This is a genomic window from Sphingopyxis sp. Root154 (assembly GCF_001427105.1).
Classification (GTDB): Bacteria; Pseudomonadota; Alphaproteobacteria; order Sphingomonadales; family Sphingomonadaceae; genus Sphingopyxis.
On record NZ_LMGI01000003.1, the window covers coordinates 36,708 to 52,088 of the forward strand.

At 65.0% G+C, this 15,381-nt stretch carries 11 protein-coding genes; 8 read left to right on the plus strand and 3 right to left on the minus strand.

The window, feature by feature from the left end; genetic code table 11:
• Positions 1-15 precede the first annotated feature (15 nt).
• Positions 16-639: a helix-turn-helix domain-containing protein gene (locus tag ASD73_RS15735; protein ID WP_056373811.1), complete on the minus strand. Its 624-nt coding sequence runs from the start codon at positions 637-639 to the stop codon at positions 16-18.
• Positions 640-781: 142 nt separating this feature from the next.
• On the opposite strand from ASD73_RS15735, the gene ASD73_RS15740 reads away from it, so the two are divergent.
• The 8 genes from ASD73_RS15740 (at position 782) to ASD73_RS15775 (ending at position 12,132) form a co-directional block, all read left to right on the plus strand.
• Positions 782-2,761 carry a serine hydrolase domain-containing protein gene (locus tag ASD73_RS15740; RefSeq protein ID WP_056375130.1) on the plus strand — a complete coding sequence of 660 codons (1,980 nt, stop codon included), beginning with the start codon at positions 782-784 and terminating at the stop codon, positions 2,759-2,761.
• A complete protein-coding gene (locus tag ASD73_RS15745; protein WP_056373813.1) occupies positions 2,761-3,765 on the plus strand; it encodes a dipeptide epimerase in 1,005 nt (334 codons plus the stop codon). The genes ASD73_RS15740 and ASD73_RS15745 overlap by 1 nt, the downstream gene beginning before the upstream one ends.
• An 81-nt stretch (positions 3,766-3,846) precedes the next feature.
• Complete coding sequence (locus ASD73_RS15750; RefSeq protein WP_056373815.1) at positions 3,847-4,989, plus strand: dipeptidase; 1,143 nt, start codon at positions 3,847-3,849, stop codon at positions 4,987-4,989.
• Between the two features lie 4 nt (positions 4,990-4,993).
• Positions 4,994-7,180: a TonB-dependent receptor gene (locus tag ASD73_RS15755; RefSeq protein ID WP_056373817.1), complete on the plus strand. Its 2,187-nt coding sequence runs from the start codon at positions 4,994-4,996 to the stop codon at positions 7,178-7,180.
• 20 nt (positions 7,181-7,200) lie between these two features.
• Entirely contained in the window at positions 7,201-8,241 is a 1,041-nt protein-coding gene (locus tag ASD73_RS15760; RefSeq protein ID WP_056375132.1) for a DUF1611 domain-containing protein, read from the plus strand.
• A complete protein-coding gene (locus tag ASD73_RS15765; protein ID WP_056373819.1) occupies positions 8,238-9,377 on the plus strand; it encodes a YkvI family membrane protein in 1,140 nt (379 codons plus the stop codon). Before ASD73_RS15760 ends, ASD73_RS15765 begins: the two co-directional genes overlap by 4 nt.
• Positions 9,374-10,945 carry a serine hydrolase gene (locus ASD73_RS15770; RefSeq protein ID WP_056373821.1) on the plus strand — a complete coding sequence of 524 codons (1,572 nt, stop codon included), beginning with the start codon at positions 9,374-9,376 and terminating at the stop codon, positions 10,943-10,945. Before ASD73_RS15765 ends, ASD73_RS15770 begins: the two co-directional genes overlap by 4 nt.
• Positions 10,942-12,132, plus strand: a complete 1,191-nt coding sequence (locus ASD73_RS15775; protein WP_056373822.1) for a dipeptidase — start codon at positions 10,942-10,944, stop codon at positions 12,130-12,132. The genes ASD73_RS15770 and ASD73_RS15775 overlap by 4 nt, the downstream gene beginning before the upstream one ends.
• Here the strand turns inward: ASD73_RS15775 and ASD73_RS15780 are convergent.
• Positions 12,129-13,466, minus strand: a complete 1,338-nt coding sequence (locus tag ASD73_RS15780) for a sigma-54-dependent transcriptional regulator (protein WP_056373824.1) — start codon at positions 13,464-13,466, stop codon at positions 12,129-12,131. The genes ASD73_RS15775 and ASD73_RS15780 overlap by 4 nt on opposite strands.
• On the minus strand, positions 13,463-15,259 hold the full coding sequence (locus ASD73_RS22835; RefSeq protein ID WP_056373826.1) for a sensor histidine kinase: 1,797 nt from the start codon (positions 15,257-15,259) through the stop codon (positions 13,463-13,465). Before ASD73_RS22835 ends, ASD73_RS15780 begins: the two co-directional genes overlap by 4 nt.
• Between the last annotated feature and the right edge of the window lie 122 nt (positions 15,260-15,381).

Sequence of the window (15,381 nt, forward strand, 5' to 3'; positions counted from 1 at the left end):
CGCGGATAAGGGGATTTAGCCGTGCAGGCTCATCAGGCTGTCCATCAGCCCGTCGTCGGCGCTCGAACAGACGCCGAGTACCAGCGCCTCCTCATATCCCTCGGCGACGACATAGGCGTGGCCCATCGACGAATCGAGATAGATGCCCTGACCGGTCTTCAGCGCGACGGGGTCGTAGAATTCGGTGTGAATCTCGACCTCGCCTTCGAGGACGAAGATGAATTCCTCACCCTGATGCCGGACAAGGTCGCCAAATTCGCGCGCGCTGTGCGCGCGGATTCGCGTGATGATCGGGATCATCCGCTTTTGCCGCAGGTCGGTACACAGATAGTGATAGTCGTAATTGTCGGTGGTGACGCGCACCGCCTGGTCGATCGTGCCGATGCTGCGGCGGCCGGTGACGCGCGGGGTCGTATCTCCGTCATCCTCGGCGAACAGGTCCGACATGCGAATGTTGAGTCGCTGGCTGAGCTGCTGGAGCTTGTCATAGCTCAGCGTCAGCCGGTCGTGCTCGACCTTCGATAATGTCGACACCGGGATACCCGATTTCGCGCTCATCTCCTTGAGCGTCCAGCCGTTTCGCGAGCGAATGCTCTTCATCACCGTGCCGAGCGTCGGCGGGGCTCCGCGATCAGCCATTAATTTTTCCATTCCATATTTGACAATTTTCCAATCAGGATCATTATGTCCCTATCGGGCCAATAGATGTTGGTCCCTTGGTAAGGGGTCGCGCGGCTTGCTGCAAGATGTGACAGGCCGCGATAATGAAAAGGGGAAAGCGATGCGTTTCATCCGCAAGGCGATGATCGGGCTGGCGGCTTTTGCCGCGCTGCCGCTGGCGGCGCAGGGGCCAGTGCCCGCGCCCGCCGTGAAAAAAGTCGAAACTGCGGCCGTTCCGGTTGTAAAAACCGCCGCGGCGCCCGTCGCGCTCGACGCCAAGGATCTCGAAGCCTGGCTCGACGGCTATCTGCCCTACGCGCTCGAACGCGCGCGCATTCCCGGCGCGGTCGTCGTCGTCGTGCGCGGCAATCAGGTCGTGCTTGAAAAGGGCTATGGCCTCTCCGACGTCGCCAAGCGCGCGCCGGTCCTGCCCGGGACCACGCTGTTTCGCCCGGGATCGGTGTCGAAGCTCCTCACCTGGACCGCGGTGATGCAGCAGGTCGAGGCGGGCAAGATCGACCTCGACAAGGACGTCAACGCCTATCTCGATTTCAAGATTCCGCCCTTTGAGGGCAAGCCGGTGACGATGCGCAACATCATGACGCACACCGCTGGTTTCCAGGAATCGATCCGCCATCTGATCAGCAGCGATCCCAAGGCGGTGATGACACTTAAGCAGCAGATGCCGCTCGCGCTTCCCGACCGCGTCTTCGCGCCGGGCACGACGCCCGCTTATTCGAATTATGCCACCGCACTCGCGGGCTATATCGTCGAGCGCGTCAGCGGCGAGCCGTTCGACAATTATATCGAGAACCACATCTTCACGCCGCTCGGCATGACGCATTCGTCGTTCCGCCAGCCGCTTCCGGCGGGTCTCGCGCCGCATATGGCGAAGGGCTATCCCGACATCACGCAAAAGGCCAAGCCGTTCGAAATCGTTATTCCGGCGCCGGCAGGCAGCCTGTCGGCCAGCGGCGCCGACATGGGCAAGTTCATGATCGCGCATCTGAATGACGGCGCGGGCCTCATGAAGCCCGAAACCGCGAAACAGATGCACGATTTCAAGGCGCCCGGCGTCGGCCCGCTCAACAGCATGGCGCTCGGTTTCTACGAACAATGGGTCAACGGCCACCGCGCGATCGCGCATGGCGGCGATACCGTCTGGTTCCATAGCTATCTGTGGCTGTTCCCCGACGCCGACATCGGCGTCTACATCTCGATGAACAGCGCGGGGACGCAGGGCGATGCGGGCGCGATCCGCAGCGCGCTGTTCCACAAATTCGCCGATCGCTACCTTCCCGGCAGCGAGAAGCCCGGCACCGTCGACGCAAAGACCGCCAAAGAACATGCGCAAATGATGGTCGGCCATTATGTCAGCAGCCGCGGCAGCTTCACCAATTTTGCGAGCCTGTTCGGCTTGCTCGGCCAGATGACGATCTCGCTGACCGAGGACGGCAAGATCACGCTGCCTGCGCTCGACGGCCTTGGTGCGGGGGCACGCGACTGGGTCGAGGTCGAGCCCTTCGTATGGCGCGACACCGGCACCGGAGAGCGCGTCGCCGCCGAGGTCAAGGACGGCCGCGTCGTGCGCTGGAGCGTCGATGGCGGTTCGCCCTTCATGGTGTTCGAACCCGCCCCGGCAAGCGCCAATGCGGCGTGGCTCAACCCCGCGCTGATCTTCGCCTTCGGCATCATCCTGCTCGCCGCGCTGGCGTGGCCGGTACGCGCGCTGGTGCGCCGCAACTTCAAGGCGGAGTTCCCGCTCGAGGGCAAGGCGCGACGCGCGTATCGCCTGTCGCGTATCTTTGCGTGGCTCGCGATCGGCGCACTCGCCGGCTGGATCGGGCTGATCGCGGCCTTCTCGGCCGATATCGGCAGCCTCGGCGGCCCGCTCGACTGGCTGATCCACCTGCTGCGCATCGTGACGCCGCTCGCCGCCTTCGGCCTGCTCATCACGGCGGGCTGGCACCTGTGGCTCGGTATCAAGGACAAGCGCCGCTGGACGATGAAGCTCGGCGCGGTGCTGCTGATCCTCGCCGCGCTGGTCCTCGTCTGGGTGACCCTCGCCTTCCATCTCTATGGCTTCGGGATGGTCTATTGATGGCGACGCAAAGCACGCGGGAACTGACGCTCGACCTTCGGGTCGAGCGTTTTCCCTACCATCAACCTTTCCGCATTTCGGGGCATGTCTTCACCGAAACCGCATTGCTCGTCGCCGAGCTTTCGGACGGGACGCATGTCGGGCGCGGCGAGGGCGCCGGGGTCTATTATCTCGGCGACGACATCGACCATATGCTGGCCGGGGCGACGCGGGTCCGCGATGCGCTCGAGAATGGCGCGACGCGCGACGATCTGCAACAGCTGCTCCCGCCGGGTGGCGCGCGCAACGCGCTCGACTGCGCTTTCTGGGATCTTGAGGCGAAGCAGGCCGGGCTTCCGGTCTGGGAACTCGCCGGGTTGAGTCCGCCAAAGGCGCTGCGCTCGACGCTCACGCTCGGTGCCGATCGTGCGGAGACGATGGCGAAAGCCGCGCTGGCGATCGATCCGGAGGCGCCGATCAAGGTAAAGCTGACCGGCGACCTCGCCGACGATATCGCGCGGGTCGTTGCGATTCGCACGGCGCGACCGCACGCGTGGATCGGCGTCGATGCCAACCAGGGCTATGACGTGGCGACGCTTGCCGAACTACTGCCCGTGCTGGTTTCGACGCGCGTCGCGCAACTCGAACAGCCGTTAAAACGCGGGCGCGAGGCCGATCTCGACGGGCTCAAGCGCCCTTTGCCGTTCGTCGCCGACGAAAGCGCGCTGTCGTTCGCCGACACCGCCTCGCTCGTCGGCCGTTTCGATGTCGTGAACATCAAGCTCGATAAATGCGGTGGGCTCACCGAAGGGCTGGCGATCGCGCGGCAGGCGAAGAAGCTCGGCCTCGACGTCATGGTCGGCAACATGATGGGCACCAGCCTGTCGATGGCGCCGTCCTATCTCGTCGGTCAGCTTTGTGACATCGTCGACCTCGACGGGCCGACCTTTCTCGCGCGCGATCGCGATCCGGGCGTGAGCTATCGCGACGGCATGATCCATTGTCCGGCAGAAATTTGGGGATGATGACAGATTTATGTCCTAAACCGGTTGACAATTTTCTGATTAGGACAATAGTCTAAATTGAAACTATAAAGGGAGGATGGGATGACGGCGTCATTCCCGATGACGCGCCGCGCGGCACTCGCGGGCGCGATCGGTACCGCATTGTCCGCGCCGATGATCGCAAGGGGCAGCTATGCCTTTGCCGCGGCTCCGGGGAAAAATTATTCGCGCCGCGCGGTGGACCTGGTCGCTTCGTCGCTCGTCATCGACATGCTCGCGCCGCTCAAGATCACGCTGGCCGAGGATTATGTCGCGCACCGACTGACCGACGCCGAAGCGGCCGAGTTCCGGGCGAGCGGCATCACCGGCTTTCATAACGCTTATGGTCTGGGCGGCCCGGACGCGAGAGCGCAGGCGATGGAGTTTCTCGCCGGCTGGCAGGGCTTTGCCGGGCGCAATAGCCATGTCTTCACGCTCGTCGATACTGTCGCCGATCTCGATCGCGCCAAGGCCGACAAGAAATGCGCCGTCATCATGGGTATCCAGAATGCCGAGCATTTCGAACGGATCGCGGACGTCGCGCTGTTCCGCCGGCTTGGCCTGCGCTGCGCGCAGCTGACCTATAACAGCCAGAATCGCATCGGATCGGGCAGCACCGAACGCGTCGACGGCGGCGTCAGCGATTATGGCGCCGCGATCATCGCCGAGATGGAAAAGCAGCGCATGCTCGTCGACGTCTCGCACTGCGGCGACAAGACGACATTGGACGCCATCGAAATCGCCAAGGGGCCGATCGCGATCACCCACAGCAACGCGCGCGCGCTCGTCGATCATCCGCGCGTCAAGACCGACGCGGCGATTAAGGCGCTCGCGGCGAAGGGGGGCGTGATGGGGATCACCGGTGTTCGCATGTTCGTTCGCACGAGCGATCCGACCAATGTCGGGCATATGGCCGACCATATCGATCATGTCGCGAGGCTCGTCGGGGTCGACCATGTCGGTATCGGCTCGGACGCCGATCTGCACGGCTATGACGATATGAAGCCCGACGAATATGCCGCGCTCAAAGGCAGTTACAAGGGCAGCTACGCTTTCCGCGACAAGATCGACATCGACGGCTTCGACCATCCGCTCAAGACCTTCGATCTCACCGAAGAATTGATCCGCCGCAATTATTCCAACGAAAACATCCGGGCCGTGCTTGGTGGCAATTTCCGCCGCCTGCTGGCCCAAGTCTGGGGGTAAGACGATGAAACAGGGACTCTTTATTGCAGCAAGCATCGCCGCGATCGCCGCCGCGATGCCGGCACAGGCGCAGGAAGCCGGCGCGGTGGAAACCGCGGGCGAAATCGTCGTGACCGCGCAGAAACGCACGCAGAATGTACAGGATGTGCCGATCTCGATCGCCGTGGTCAGCGGCGAGGCGCTGCAGGAGCAGGGCTCGGCTTCGCTCGTCGATTATGCGGGCTATGTTCCGGGCATGAACGTCAGCAATGGCGGCACGCCGGGGCAGACGACGATTACGCTGCGCGGCGTCGCGCCGCTCAACTCGGCCCAGACGGTCGGCATCTATCTCGACGATGCGCCGGTGGGGTCGAGCGCTATCTACAATCGCGCCGGGCAGTTCACGATCGACCTGATGCCCTATGACCTCGAACGGATCGAGGTGCTCAAGGGGCCGCAGGGCACGCTGTATGGCGCAAGCTCGATCGGCGGCCTCGTCAAATATGTGACCGTTCAGCCCGACACGCGCGAGTTCAAGGTCCGCGCGGGCGTCGAAGGCTTCACAATCAAGGATGCGGGCGGCATCGGCTGGGGCGGGCAGGTATATGTCAACGCGCCGATCGCGACCGACACGCTCGCGATTTCGGGCAGCTTCGCGTGGCGCAAGACGCCGGGCTGGGTCGACAGCATCAACAATGCGGGGATCAAGGACCAGAATGATTATGAACAGCGCGGCGGCCGCGCCGCACTGTTGTGGCAGCCGACCCCCGAACTCAGCGTGAAGCTTGCGGGCATCTGGCAGTCGCTCGATTCCGATGGCAACGGCATTTACGCCGCCGATCTCACGGGCAAGCGGCTCGGCAACGGTCATTCGTATAATAATTATGTGCCCGAATCCTACGACATCGATCTCGACTATTATTCGGCGACGATCGACTATGATTTCGGCGCCGCGACGCTGACCTCGGCGACGACGTACAGCAAGACGCAAAGCGCACAGGTGCAGGACGCGAGCTATGCGTTCGGCGTGCTCTTCCCATTGCTCACCAATGGCGCGATTCCGCCGGGTATCACGCCTTTCTCGCTCGATCTCGGGCTCAAGAAATGGACGCAGGAAGTGCGGCTCGCTTCGCCGAGCGGCGGGCGTTTCGAATGGCTGGTCGGCGGCTTCTTTACCGACGAGGAGACGAGCAACGCGCAGCTTGTCCGCTCGTTCGACATGGCCGGAAACCCGATCGCGCCGCTCGATCCGCTGGCAATCGTCGGTCTGCCCGCAACCTACAAGGAATATGCGGTCTTCGCCAACGCGACCTTCAAATTGAGCGAGCAGTTCGAGGTCACCGGTGGCCTCCGCTGGGCGCGCAACGAGCAGACCTTCACCCAGATAAGCGAGGGGGCGATCGTTCCGACCGCCAACGATCCGGGCGAGTCCGCCGAGAGCGTCTGGACCTTCTCGGTCAGCCCGCAATTCCACATCAACGAGGATGCGATGCTCTATGCCCGCGTCGCGACGGGCTATCGCCCCGGCGGCCCGAACGTCATCGTCCCCAACGTGCCGCCGAGCGTCGATGCGGACCGCATGACCAATTACGAGGTCGGGTTGAAGGCCGATTTCGCGGGCCGGATGGTCACCGTCGATGCCGCCTTCTTCTGGATGGACTGGACCGACATCCAGGTCACGCGCGCCTTTGGCGGCGTGTCGGGCGGCGCGAATGGCGGCAAGGCGACGAGCAAGGGTTTCGAAGGAAGCCTGGCACTGCGCCCCGCGCCCGGCCTGACGATCAGCGCGACGGGAAGCTATACCGACGCGACGCTCAGCGAGGATGTGCCCGACATCAGCGGTGCCAAGGGCGACCGGCTGCCCGCGGTGCCGAAGTTCAGCGGCGCGCTGCGCGCCGATTATGAGTTCGAACTCGGCGGCGGCAACAAAGGCAGCTTCGGAGCCGGCATTCGCCACGCGGGCAACCGCCTGTCGCTGGTCGAGAGCGATCCGCTCGTCGCGCGCGCCAAAGCCTATACGTCGGTCGACCTCAATGCCTCGGTGACCCTGGGCGATCACTGGACAGTGCGCGCCTATGCGCGCAACCTGTTCGACAACAAGGGTGAGATGGCGCGCTCGACGCTCGCCGACGGGCTCAACCGGCCGAGCTTCCTTGCGATCTCGCCGCTGCAGCCGCGGACGATCGGCGTTGCGCTCGACATGGCCTTCTGAGCGAATTGGAGTTGGACAAGATGAATGCGCCCATCGGCAGGCTGGCCGACAGCCTGACCCTGCCGCAGCCCTATCTGCTGTTCCTCGGCGACACGACCAACGCGGCCTATGCCAAGACGGCTTTCGGGCTGGCCGACTGGGCGGGCGATCGCTGCACGGGCGAATGGGCGATCGACGGGTGCACCGTTTCGACCGGCCTGCCGCGCCTGTCGCCCGCCGACGCGCGGGCAGCAGGCGCGCGCTCGCTGGTGATCGGCGTCGCCAATCAGGGCGGCATCATCGGCGCGGCATGGGTCGCGGTGCTCGTCGAGGCGATGGAGGCAGGGCTCGATATCATCAGCGGCCTCCACACCAAGCTGACGAGCGTTCCCGTGCTTGTCGAGGCGGCTGCGCGCACGGGGCAGCGGCTCATCGACATCCGCACGCCGCCGCCCGCAATCCCCGTCGGGACGGGACGCAAGCGGACCGGCAAGCGGCTGCTGACCGTCGGCACCGACTGCGCGCTCGGCAAGAAATATACCGCGCTCGCGCTGCACCGCGCTTTTGTAGCGCGCGGCCTCGATGCCGATTTTCGCGCGACCGGCCAGACGGGCATCATGATCGCGGGCGGCGGCATGCCGATGGATGCCGTGATCTCGGACTTCGAGGCGGGGGCGGCCGAAATGCTCAGCCCCGACGCGCCCGCGGACCATTGGGACGTGATCGAGGGTCAGGGGTCGATCTTCAACCCCGCCTACGCCCCGGTGTCGCTTGGCCTGCTCCACGGCAGTCAGCCCGATGTGTTCGTCGTCTGTCACGACCCGACGCGCAAGGTGATCCTCGGCATGGAAAGCTTTGCCTTGCCCTCGGTCGAGGAGGTCATCGACATGACGATCCGCCTCGGCAGCCGGACCAATCCCGCGATCCGCTGCGGCGGCGTGAGCTTCAATACGTCGAGCTATGACGCCGACGCGGCCGAGGCGTTGATGGCGGCCGAACGGCAGCGGTTGGGGCTTCCCGTCGCCGATCCGATCCGCGGCGGTGCAGCATTCGATGCGCTCGTCGAAAGCATTCTCGCGTGAGTGTGGGCGAGACGGGCAGCGGGTCGAGCTGGTTCCAGCGCTACCTGCTGCCCGGATTTGCGCTGAAGGCGGTCATCATCGGCGGCGGCTATGCGACTGGGCGCGAGCTGGCCGAATATTTCGTGCCCTCGGGGCCGTGGGGCGGGCTGTCCGCGATGCTGCTCGCGACGCTGATCTGGAGCGTCGTCGCGGCGCTGACCTTCGCGCTCGCGCTCAAACTCGGCGCTTATGATTATCGCAGCTTTTTCAAGGGACTTCTTGGCCCCGCCTGGGTCGCGTTCGAGGTCGCCTACATCATCTTCGTCGTCCTGATCCTCGCGGTGTTCGGCGCCGCGGCAGGCGCGATCGGCGCCGCGACCTTCGGCTGGCCCGAACTCGCGGGTGTGGTGTTGCTCGCCGTATCGATCGTGGCGGTCACCGCCTGGGGCACCGGCGCGGTCGAGCAGATGTTCAAATATGTCTCGATCCTTCTCTACGCGGTCTACGGGCTGTTCCTGATCCTTGCGCTCGCCAGCTTCGGCGGGCTGATCGGACAGGGCTTCGCGAACGCGCCGCCGCCGTCGGGCAACTGGATGGCGGGCGGGCTCACCTATGCCAGCTATAATATTGTCGGCGCGGTGGTGATACTGCCGGTGCTGCGCCACCTCAGGAACCAGCGTGATGCCGTCGTCGCCGGGCTGATCGCGGGGCCGCTATCGATGCTGCCCGCGATCCTCTTCTTTGTCGCGATGATGGCTTTCTATCCCGCGATTGGTGACGAGAAGTTGCCGTCGGACTTCCTGCTCCGCCAGATGACGGTGCCAGGTTTCCATGTCCTGTTTCAGGTGATGATCTTTGCCGCGCTGCTCGAAAGCGGTGCGGGGTCGGTCCATGCGATCAACGAGCGTATCTCGGGCGCGGTCGAAAGCCGCGGGCGGCCGCCGCTCACCCCCGCCGCGCGCGCGGTCATCGGCGCGGTGATCCTCACCGGCTGCATGTTCGTCGCGGGCGAGATCGGCCTCGTCGACCTGATCGCGAGCGGATACCGCTTCCTCGCCTGGCTGTTCCTTGGCGTGTTCGTCCTGCCGCTTATCACCATCGGGACGTGGCGCCTGCTGCGTCCGTCCACCGCTCCCCATATGGAGGCTTTGCCATGAAACGCCTGCTTGTCCTGTCGCTGATGCTGTCGGTCGCCGTGCCCGCTTGGGCCGAACCGCCCGCTGACATTGGCGAAAGCGTCGAGGCGTTGCGCAAGAAAGTTGGCGCCGCGGGCGTCTCGATCGCGATCGTCGAAGACGGCAAGACCACCCTCTCGCGCGGCTGGGGCGTGCGCAAGATCGGCGAACGCGCGCCGGTCGATGAGCAGACGATCTTCCAGACCGGTTCTACCGGCAAGGCGATGACCGCCGCCGCGCTCGCGATCCTCGTCGACGAGGGCAAGATCGCGTGGGACGATCCCGTGATCAAGCATATGCCCTGGTTCCGCATGTATGACGCGTGGGTCACGCGCGAGATCACGATCCGCGACCTGCTCGTCCACCGCAGCGGGCTCGGGCTCGGGCAGGGCGACCTGATGTTCGTGCCGCGCACGCACCTCACGCGCAAGCAGACCGTCGAGCGCGTCGCTTATCTCAAGCCGCAGACGAGTTTCCGCTCGGCCTATGCCTATGACAATATCCTCTACGCGGTCGCCGGCCAGCTGATCGAGGAAGTCACCGGGCAGACGTGGGAGGACTTCATCCGCGCGCGCGTGCTGCGTGCGGGCGGCATGAAGAATGCGACGAGCGACAGCGAAGACCGCTTCCGCATCCCGAACCGAAGCTGGCCGCACGCGCGCCTCTCGGGCGCATTGCGCGGTCTCGGCCCGCAGGCGGCGCTCAACGAGCGCGACGAACTCGGCCGTAACGGCGCCCCCGCGGGCGGCCTCGCGCTCAGCGCCGACGATATGGCGGCGTGGCTCAAGATTCAGCTCGCACATGGCGCGCTGCCGAATGGCAAACGCCTGTTCAGCGAAAAGCAGGCGGCCGAAATGTGGGCACCCGTCACCCCGATGCCGATCTCGCGGCTCCCCGACCAGCTCAAACCCGCACAGCCGAATCAGCAGGCCTATGCCCTCGGCTGGCAGGTGCAGGATTATCGCGGCCACCGCATCATCCAGCACGGCGGCGGCGTCTTCGGTTCGATTACGCGCGTCGTGATGATCCCCGACAAGAATGTCGGCTTTGCGATCATGATGAACAGCGAGGACAGCGGCATGCTGCTCGGCCTCACCTACGACCTCCTCGACCATTATCTCGACCAGCCCGACTATGGCTGGATCGCGAAATGGGAGGATTGGTATCAGGAGCGCCTTGCGGGCGGCGTCGAGTATCTGAAACAGTCAAAGGCGTCGCCCGCGCAGAGCGGTCCGTCGCTCGCGTTGGCGGGCTATGCGGGCCGCTACCGCGATCCCTGGTATGGCGACATCGTCATCGGGCGGGCATCGACCGGCCTGACGATCGATTTCACCTCGACCCCGCGGATGGCGGGGCGGCTCAAACATTGGCAGTACGATAGCTTCGTCACCGATTTCGACGATCCGGCGATCGAGCCCGCCTATGTGACCTTCGCGCTCGACGCCGAAGGCAAGATCACCGGCGTGACGTTGAAGGCGGTGAGCAAGATTGCCGACTTCAGCTGGGACTATCACGATCTCGACCTGAAGCCCGTGGAGGACAAGAAGTGAAGCGTTTGGCCATTCTTTTGACCGCAACCGCGCTCACGGCATGTTCGCCGGGCGGCGACAAGCCGGAGGCGTCCGAAGCGCCATTGCACAGCCGCATGCTCGTCCTCGACACCCACCTCGACACCCCGCTCCATTTCGAGCGCGCGGGCTGGAGCTTCGCCGATCGCCACGCGCTCGCCGACGACATGGCACAGCTCGACATTCCCCGGATGAAGGACGGCAATCTCGATGGCGGCTTCTTCGCCATCTACACCGACCAGGCGCCGCTGACGCCGAAAGGCTATGCCGATGCACTCGCCTTCGCGCGCAAACGGTCGGACCTGATCGACAAGACCATCGCCGCGAACTCGGGCACGATCGCGCCTGCGCTGACCGCGGCCGACGCGGTGCGGCTGAACAAGGAAGGCAAGCTGATCGCCTTCAAGTCGATGGAGAACAGCTATCCGCTCGGCGAGGATCTGTCGCTGCTGCAGGAATTCTACAACAAGGGACTACGTCTCGCCGGGCCTGTCCATTCGAAGGATAACCAGTTCGCCGACAGCGCGACGGGCGAGGGCCGCTGGAAGGGGCTGAGCCCGCTCGGCAAGCAATGGGTGGCGGAGATGAACCGCCTCGGCATCGTGATCGATGCGAGCCATTCGTCCGATGCTGCGTTCGATCAGATACTGGCGCTGTCCAAATATCCGATCCTGCTCTCGCACTCGAGCCTGCGCTCGGCGTTCGACCATCCGCGCAATCTCGATGAAGGGCGGCTGAAGGCGCTCGCCGCGAAGGGCGGGGCGATGTGCATCTCGACGATCTTCATGTCGGAAATGAACATGTCGCCTGCGCGCGCCGAGCTGTTCGGCAAATATGAGCATATCGGCCAGATCACGCCCGCCGAGCAGGCCGATCTCAACCGCAAATGGCGCGAACTCGACAAGACCGAAAAGCTCTGGGCCGCCGATTTCGACGGCTATATGAAGATGGTATTGCGCGCGATCGAGGTCGGCGGGGTCGACCATATCTGCTTCGGCGCCGACTGGGACGGCGGCGGCGGCCTGCCGGGTATCGAGGATATTTCGGCGCTGCCCAAGGTCACCGAACGGCTGAAGGCCGCGGGCTATTCGGACGCCGACATCGAGAAGATGTGGAGCGGCAATATCCTCCGGGTCCTCGCGGCGCAGGGAAAGCCTGCGGCGAGTTAGGCGCGGAAACTTTTGGGGTCGATCCCGAGCTTCTGCATCTTGTCGTAGAGCGTCTTTCGCGGGAGCCCGAGCCGCGCCATCGTTTCGGCGATATTGCCGCGCGTTTGCGCCATCGTGTCGTGGATGATCGTCGCCTCGAACCGGCGCACGCGCTCGGCGAGCGGGGCGTCGGCGGGCATCGCCGACAGGCCAGGATCGGACGGCAGGTCGAGCACGACGCTATAGGCGAAATTCTTGAGCTCGCGAACATTGCCCGGCCAGTCATGCTCGACGAGATGGCGGCGGATGCCGTCGTCGATCTGGAACCCGGCCATTCCCATCTTCGCCGCGGCTTCGTCGAGGAAGAAGGCGAAGGTCTGCGGAATGTCGGAGCGGCGCTCGCGCAAGGGCGGAATGCGCAGCTTCACGACATGCAGCCGGTAATAAAGGTCCTCGCGGAAATCGCCGGTACGCACCGCGTCCATCAGGTCGGTCTTGGTCGCTGCGACGACGCGCAGGTCGACAGGCTCGGGCGCGCTGGCGCCGATCGGCTGCACCTCGCGCTCCTCTATCACGCGCAGCAATTTGGCCTGCACCGACGGGTGCATCGTGTCGATCTCGTCGAGGAACAAGGTGCCGCGATGCGCGCTGCGGATCCGTCCGGCCTGACCGAGCTTGCCACTGCTCCTGTCGATCAGGTCGCTACCGAACAGCTCGGCCTCCGCCAGTTCCTGCGGCAGCGCCGCGCAGTTCACCGCGACCAATGAGGCCGGGCTCCGCCGGCTCTGGCGGTGGAGCATATGCGCGACCAGTTCCTTGCCGGTCCCCGTTTCGCCCTCGATCAGCACGTCGATGTCGGCCTGCGCCAGCTGCGCGATCGTCTCGCGCAGCCGAAGCATCGCGGCGCTTTCGCCGATCAGCGGGCTGTCGATCGCCGCCGCTGCGGCGGTCAGCCGCCGGTTGTCGAGGATCAGCGCGCGGTGCGCGAGCGCACGGCGCGCGATGCCAACGAGGTGATCGGCGGCGAAGGGCTTGGCGAGGAAGTCGAAGGCGCCGTCGTGAAGCGCGCGCACCGCCATCGCGACATCGGCGTGGCCAGTGATCAGGATGACGGGGATGTCGGGATCGATCGCATGGATCGCGGCGCGCAGTTCCAGCCCGTCCATCCCCGGCATGCGGATGTCGGTGACGACGATGCCCGAGAAGCCCGCTTCAACACGCGGCAACACGCTCTGTGCGTCGGGAAATGCCTCGACTGCCAACCCCGCGAGGTCGAGCGTCTGGACATTCGCTTCGCGCAACGCCGCATCGTCGTCGACGAAGAAGATCGTCTGCTCGCCGGTGAAAAAGCTCATGCCGGCCTCAACGTCAGGCGGAACCCCGCGCCGCCAAGCGGGGAGGGGATCAGGGTCAGCGTGCCGCCGAATTCGGCCATGATATCGCTCGCGATCGCGAGGCCCAGGCCGAGCCCATCGGGACGCCCGGTGACGAAAGGGGTGAAGAGTTGCGGCAGCAGCTCGGCGGCAACGCCGGGGCCGTTGTCACAGACGTCGATATGAACCGGGTCGCTGCCGTGCGTGCGAAGCGCGATGCGCGCATCTTTTACGCCATGCACCGCCTCGACCGCATTTTGCAGCAGGTTGACGAGCACCTGTTCGAGCCGGACGCGGTCGGCGTGTACCGACGCAGCGGGATTTTCGATTTCGACGTCGAGCGCGATTCCCGGCACGCGTAGCCGATCGCCGATCAGGAGCAGCGTCCCGTCGACCGCCGATTGCACCGCGATGGGGCCCAACGGGGTGGGCTTTCGGCGCGCGAAATTGCGCAGTTCGTTGGTGATCGCGCCGACGCGTGCGGTCAGTTCGACGATCGTGCCCAAGTTGTCGCGCGCCTTGTCGGGCTGCGCGCGCTCGAGGTATCGCAGGCTGTTCTCGGCAAAGGTACGGATCGCGGCGATCGGCTGGTTGATCTCGTGCGCGACGCCCGCGGTGATCTGACCGATCGACCCCAGCCGGCTCGCCTGCGCCAGCTCCTCGCGCGCGGCGCGATAGCGGCGGTCGGTTTCGGTCTGCCGTTCGGACGCGAGGCGCAGTTCGTCGTTCGCGGTACGCAGATCGCGCGTGCGTGCGGCAACTTCGCGTTCGAGCGCTTGGTGCGCCGCCTGGCGCAGCGTTTGCCGCTCGACGACGCGGAGCAGCGTGATAATCGCCGCGCCGACAAGGATCAGCAGGACGAGGAACGCGACGCGCGCGGTCGCATTGGCGCTGGCGCGCGCAGGCTCGGCAGGCTGGAGCAGGCGGAGCGTCCCGCCGGGGAAGGAGACGCGCTCGTCGGCTTCGCGGAACAGGTCCGCGCCGACGCGGATGCCGTCCCCGACGCGGTTGACGGGCAAGGGATCGAGCCGCGCCTCGCCATAACTGCGCGTCGCGCGAAGTCGCTGCTGTGTCTCGGCCGTGATCGGGGCGAAGGAGCGGAACCGCCAGCGCGGTTCGCTGCTCATCACGACAATCCCCGCCGCGTCGGTAACGAGCGTCGCCGCAGCGGAATCGGCCCAGCGGGTTTCGAGCTTGTCGAACTCGACCTTGAGCACGATCACGCCGAGCTGGCGCCCGCCGACATCGACGCGGCGGGCAAGGTAGAGGCCGGGACGTCCGCTGACCGTGCCCAGCGCGAACAGCTCAGCCTCGCTGCTGCGCATCGCGCCCTGAAAATAGGGGCGGAAGCGGTAATTCTCGCCGACGAAGCTCGTCGGCGCGCGCCAGTTGCTTGCCGCAATCGTCATTCCGTCGGCGTCGATCACATAGATCACCGTGGCGTCGGTGCGCGCCGCGAGCTGCTCGAGCTCGCGATCGAGTCGGCGCGATGCGGCATCGCTCTTGTCGGCCAGCGCGGCGCGGACGTCGGGGAATTCGGTGAGCACGCGCGGCAGCAGCCGAAATTTCTGGAGCTCGCTTTCGAGCAGGCTTGCATGCGCGCGTGCGTTCTGTCGCGCCTCGACGTCGGCCTGTGCACCGGCACGACCCGCGGCCCATTGCGCAAGGCCAAACCCCGCGACGAGCAGGATCGCCAGCCCCGCCACTACCGCGACGAACAGGCGCCGGCGGTTGGCGTGGGGACCGATCGGGGACGAATCGCTCTGCAAGGGCATGTGTGGATTATTGCACAAATGTTTGGAAGCGTATGCGGTATTTCGCACAAACCTGACGTCGCCGGGCACAATTTGAACGCTATAATATAATAATAACAATAGTTTGTATGAGTTTTTAGCGT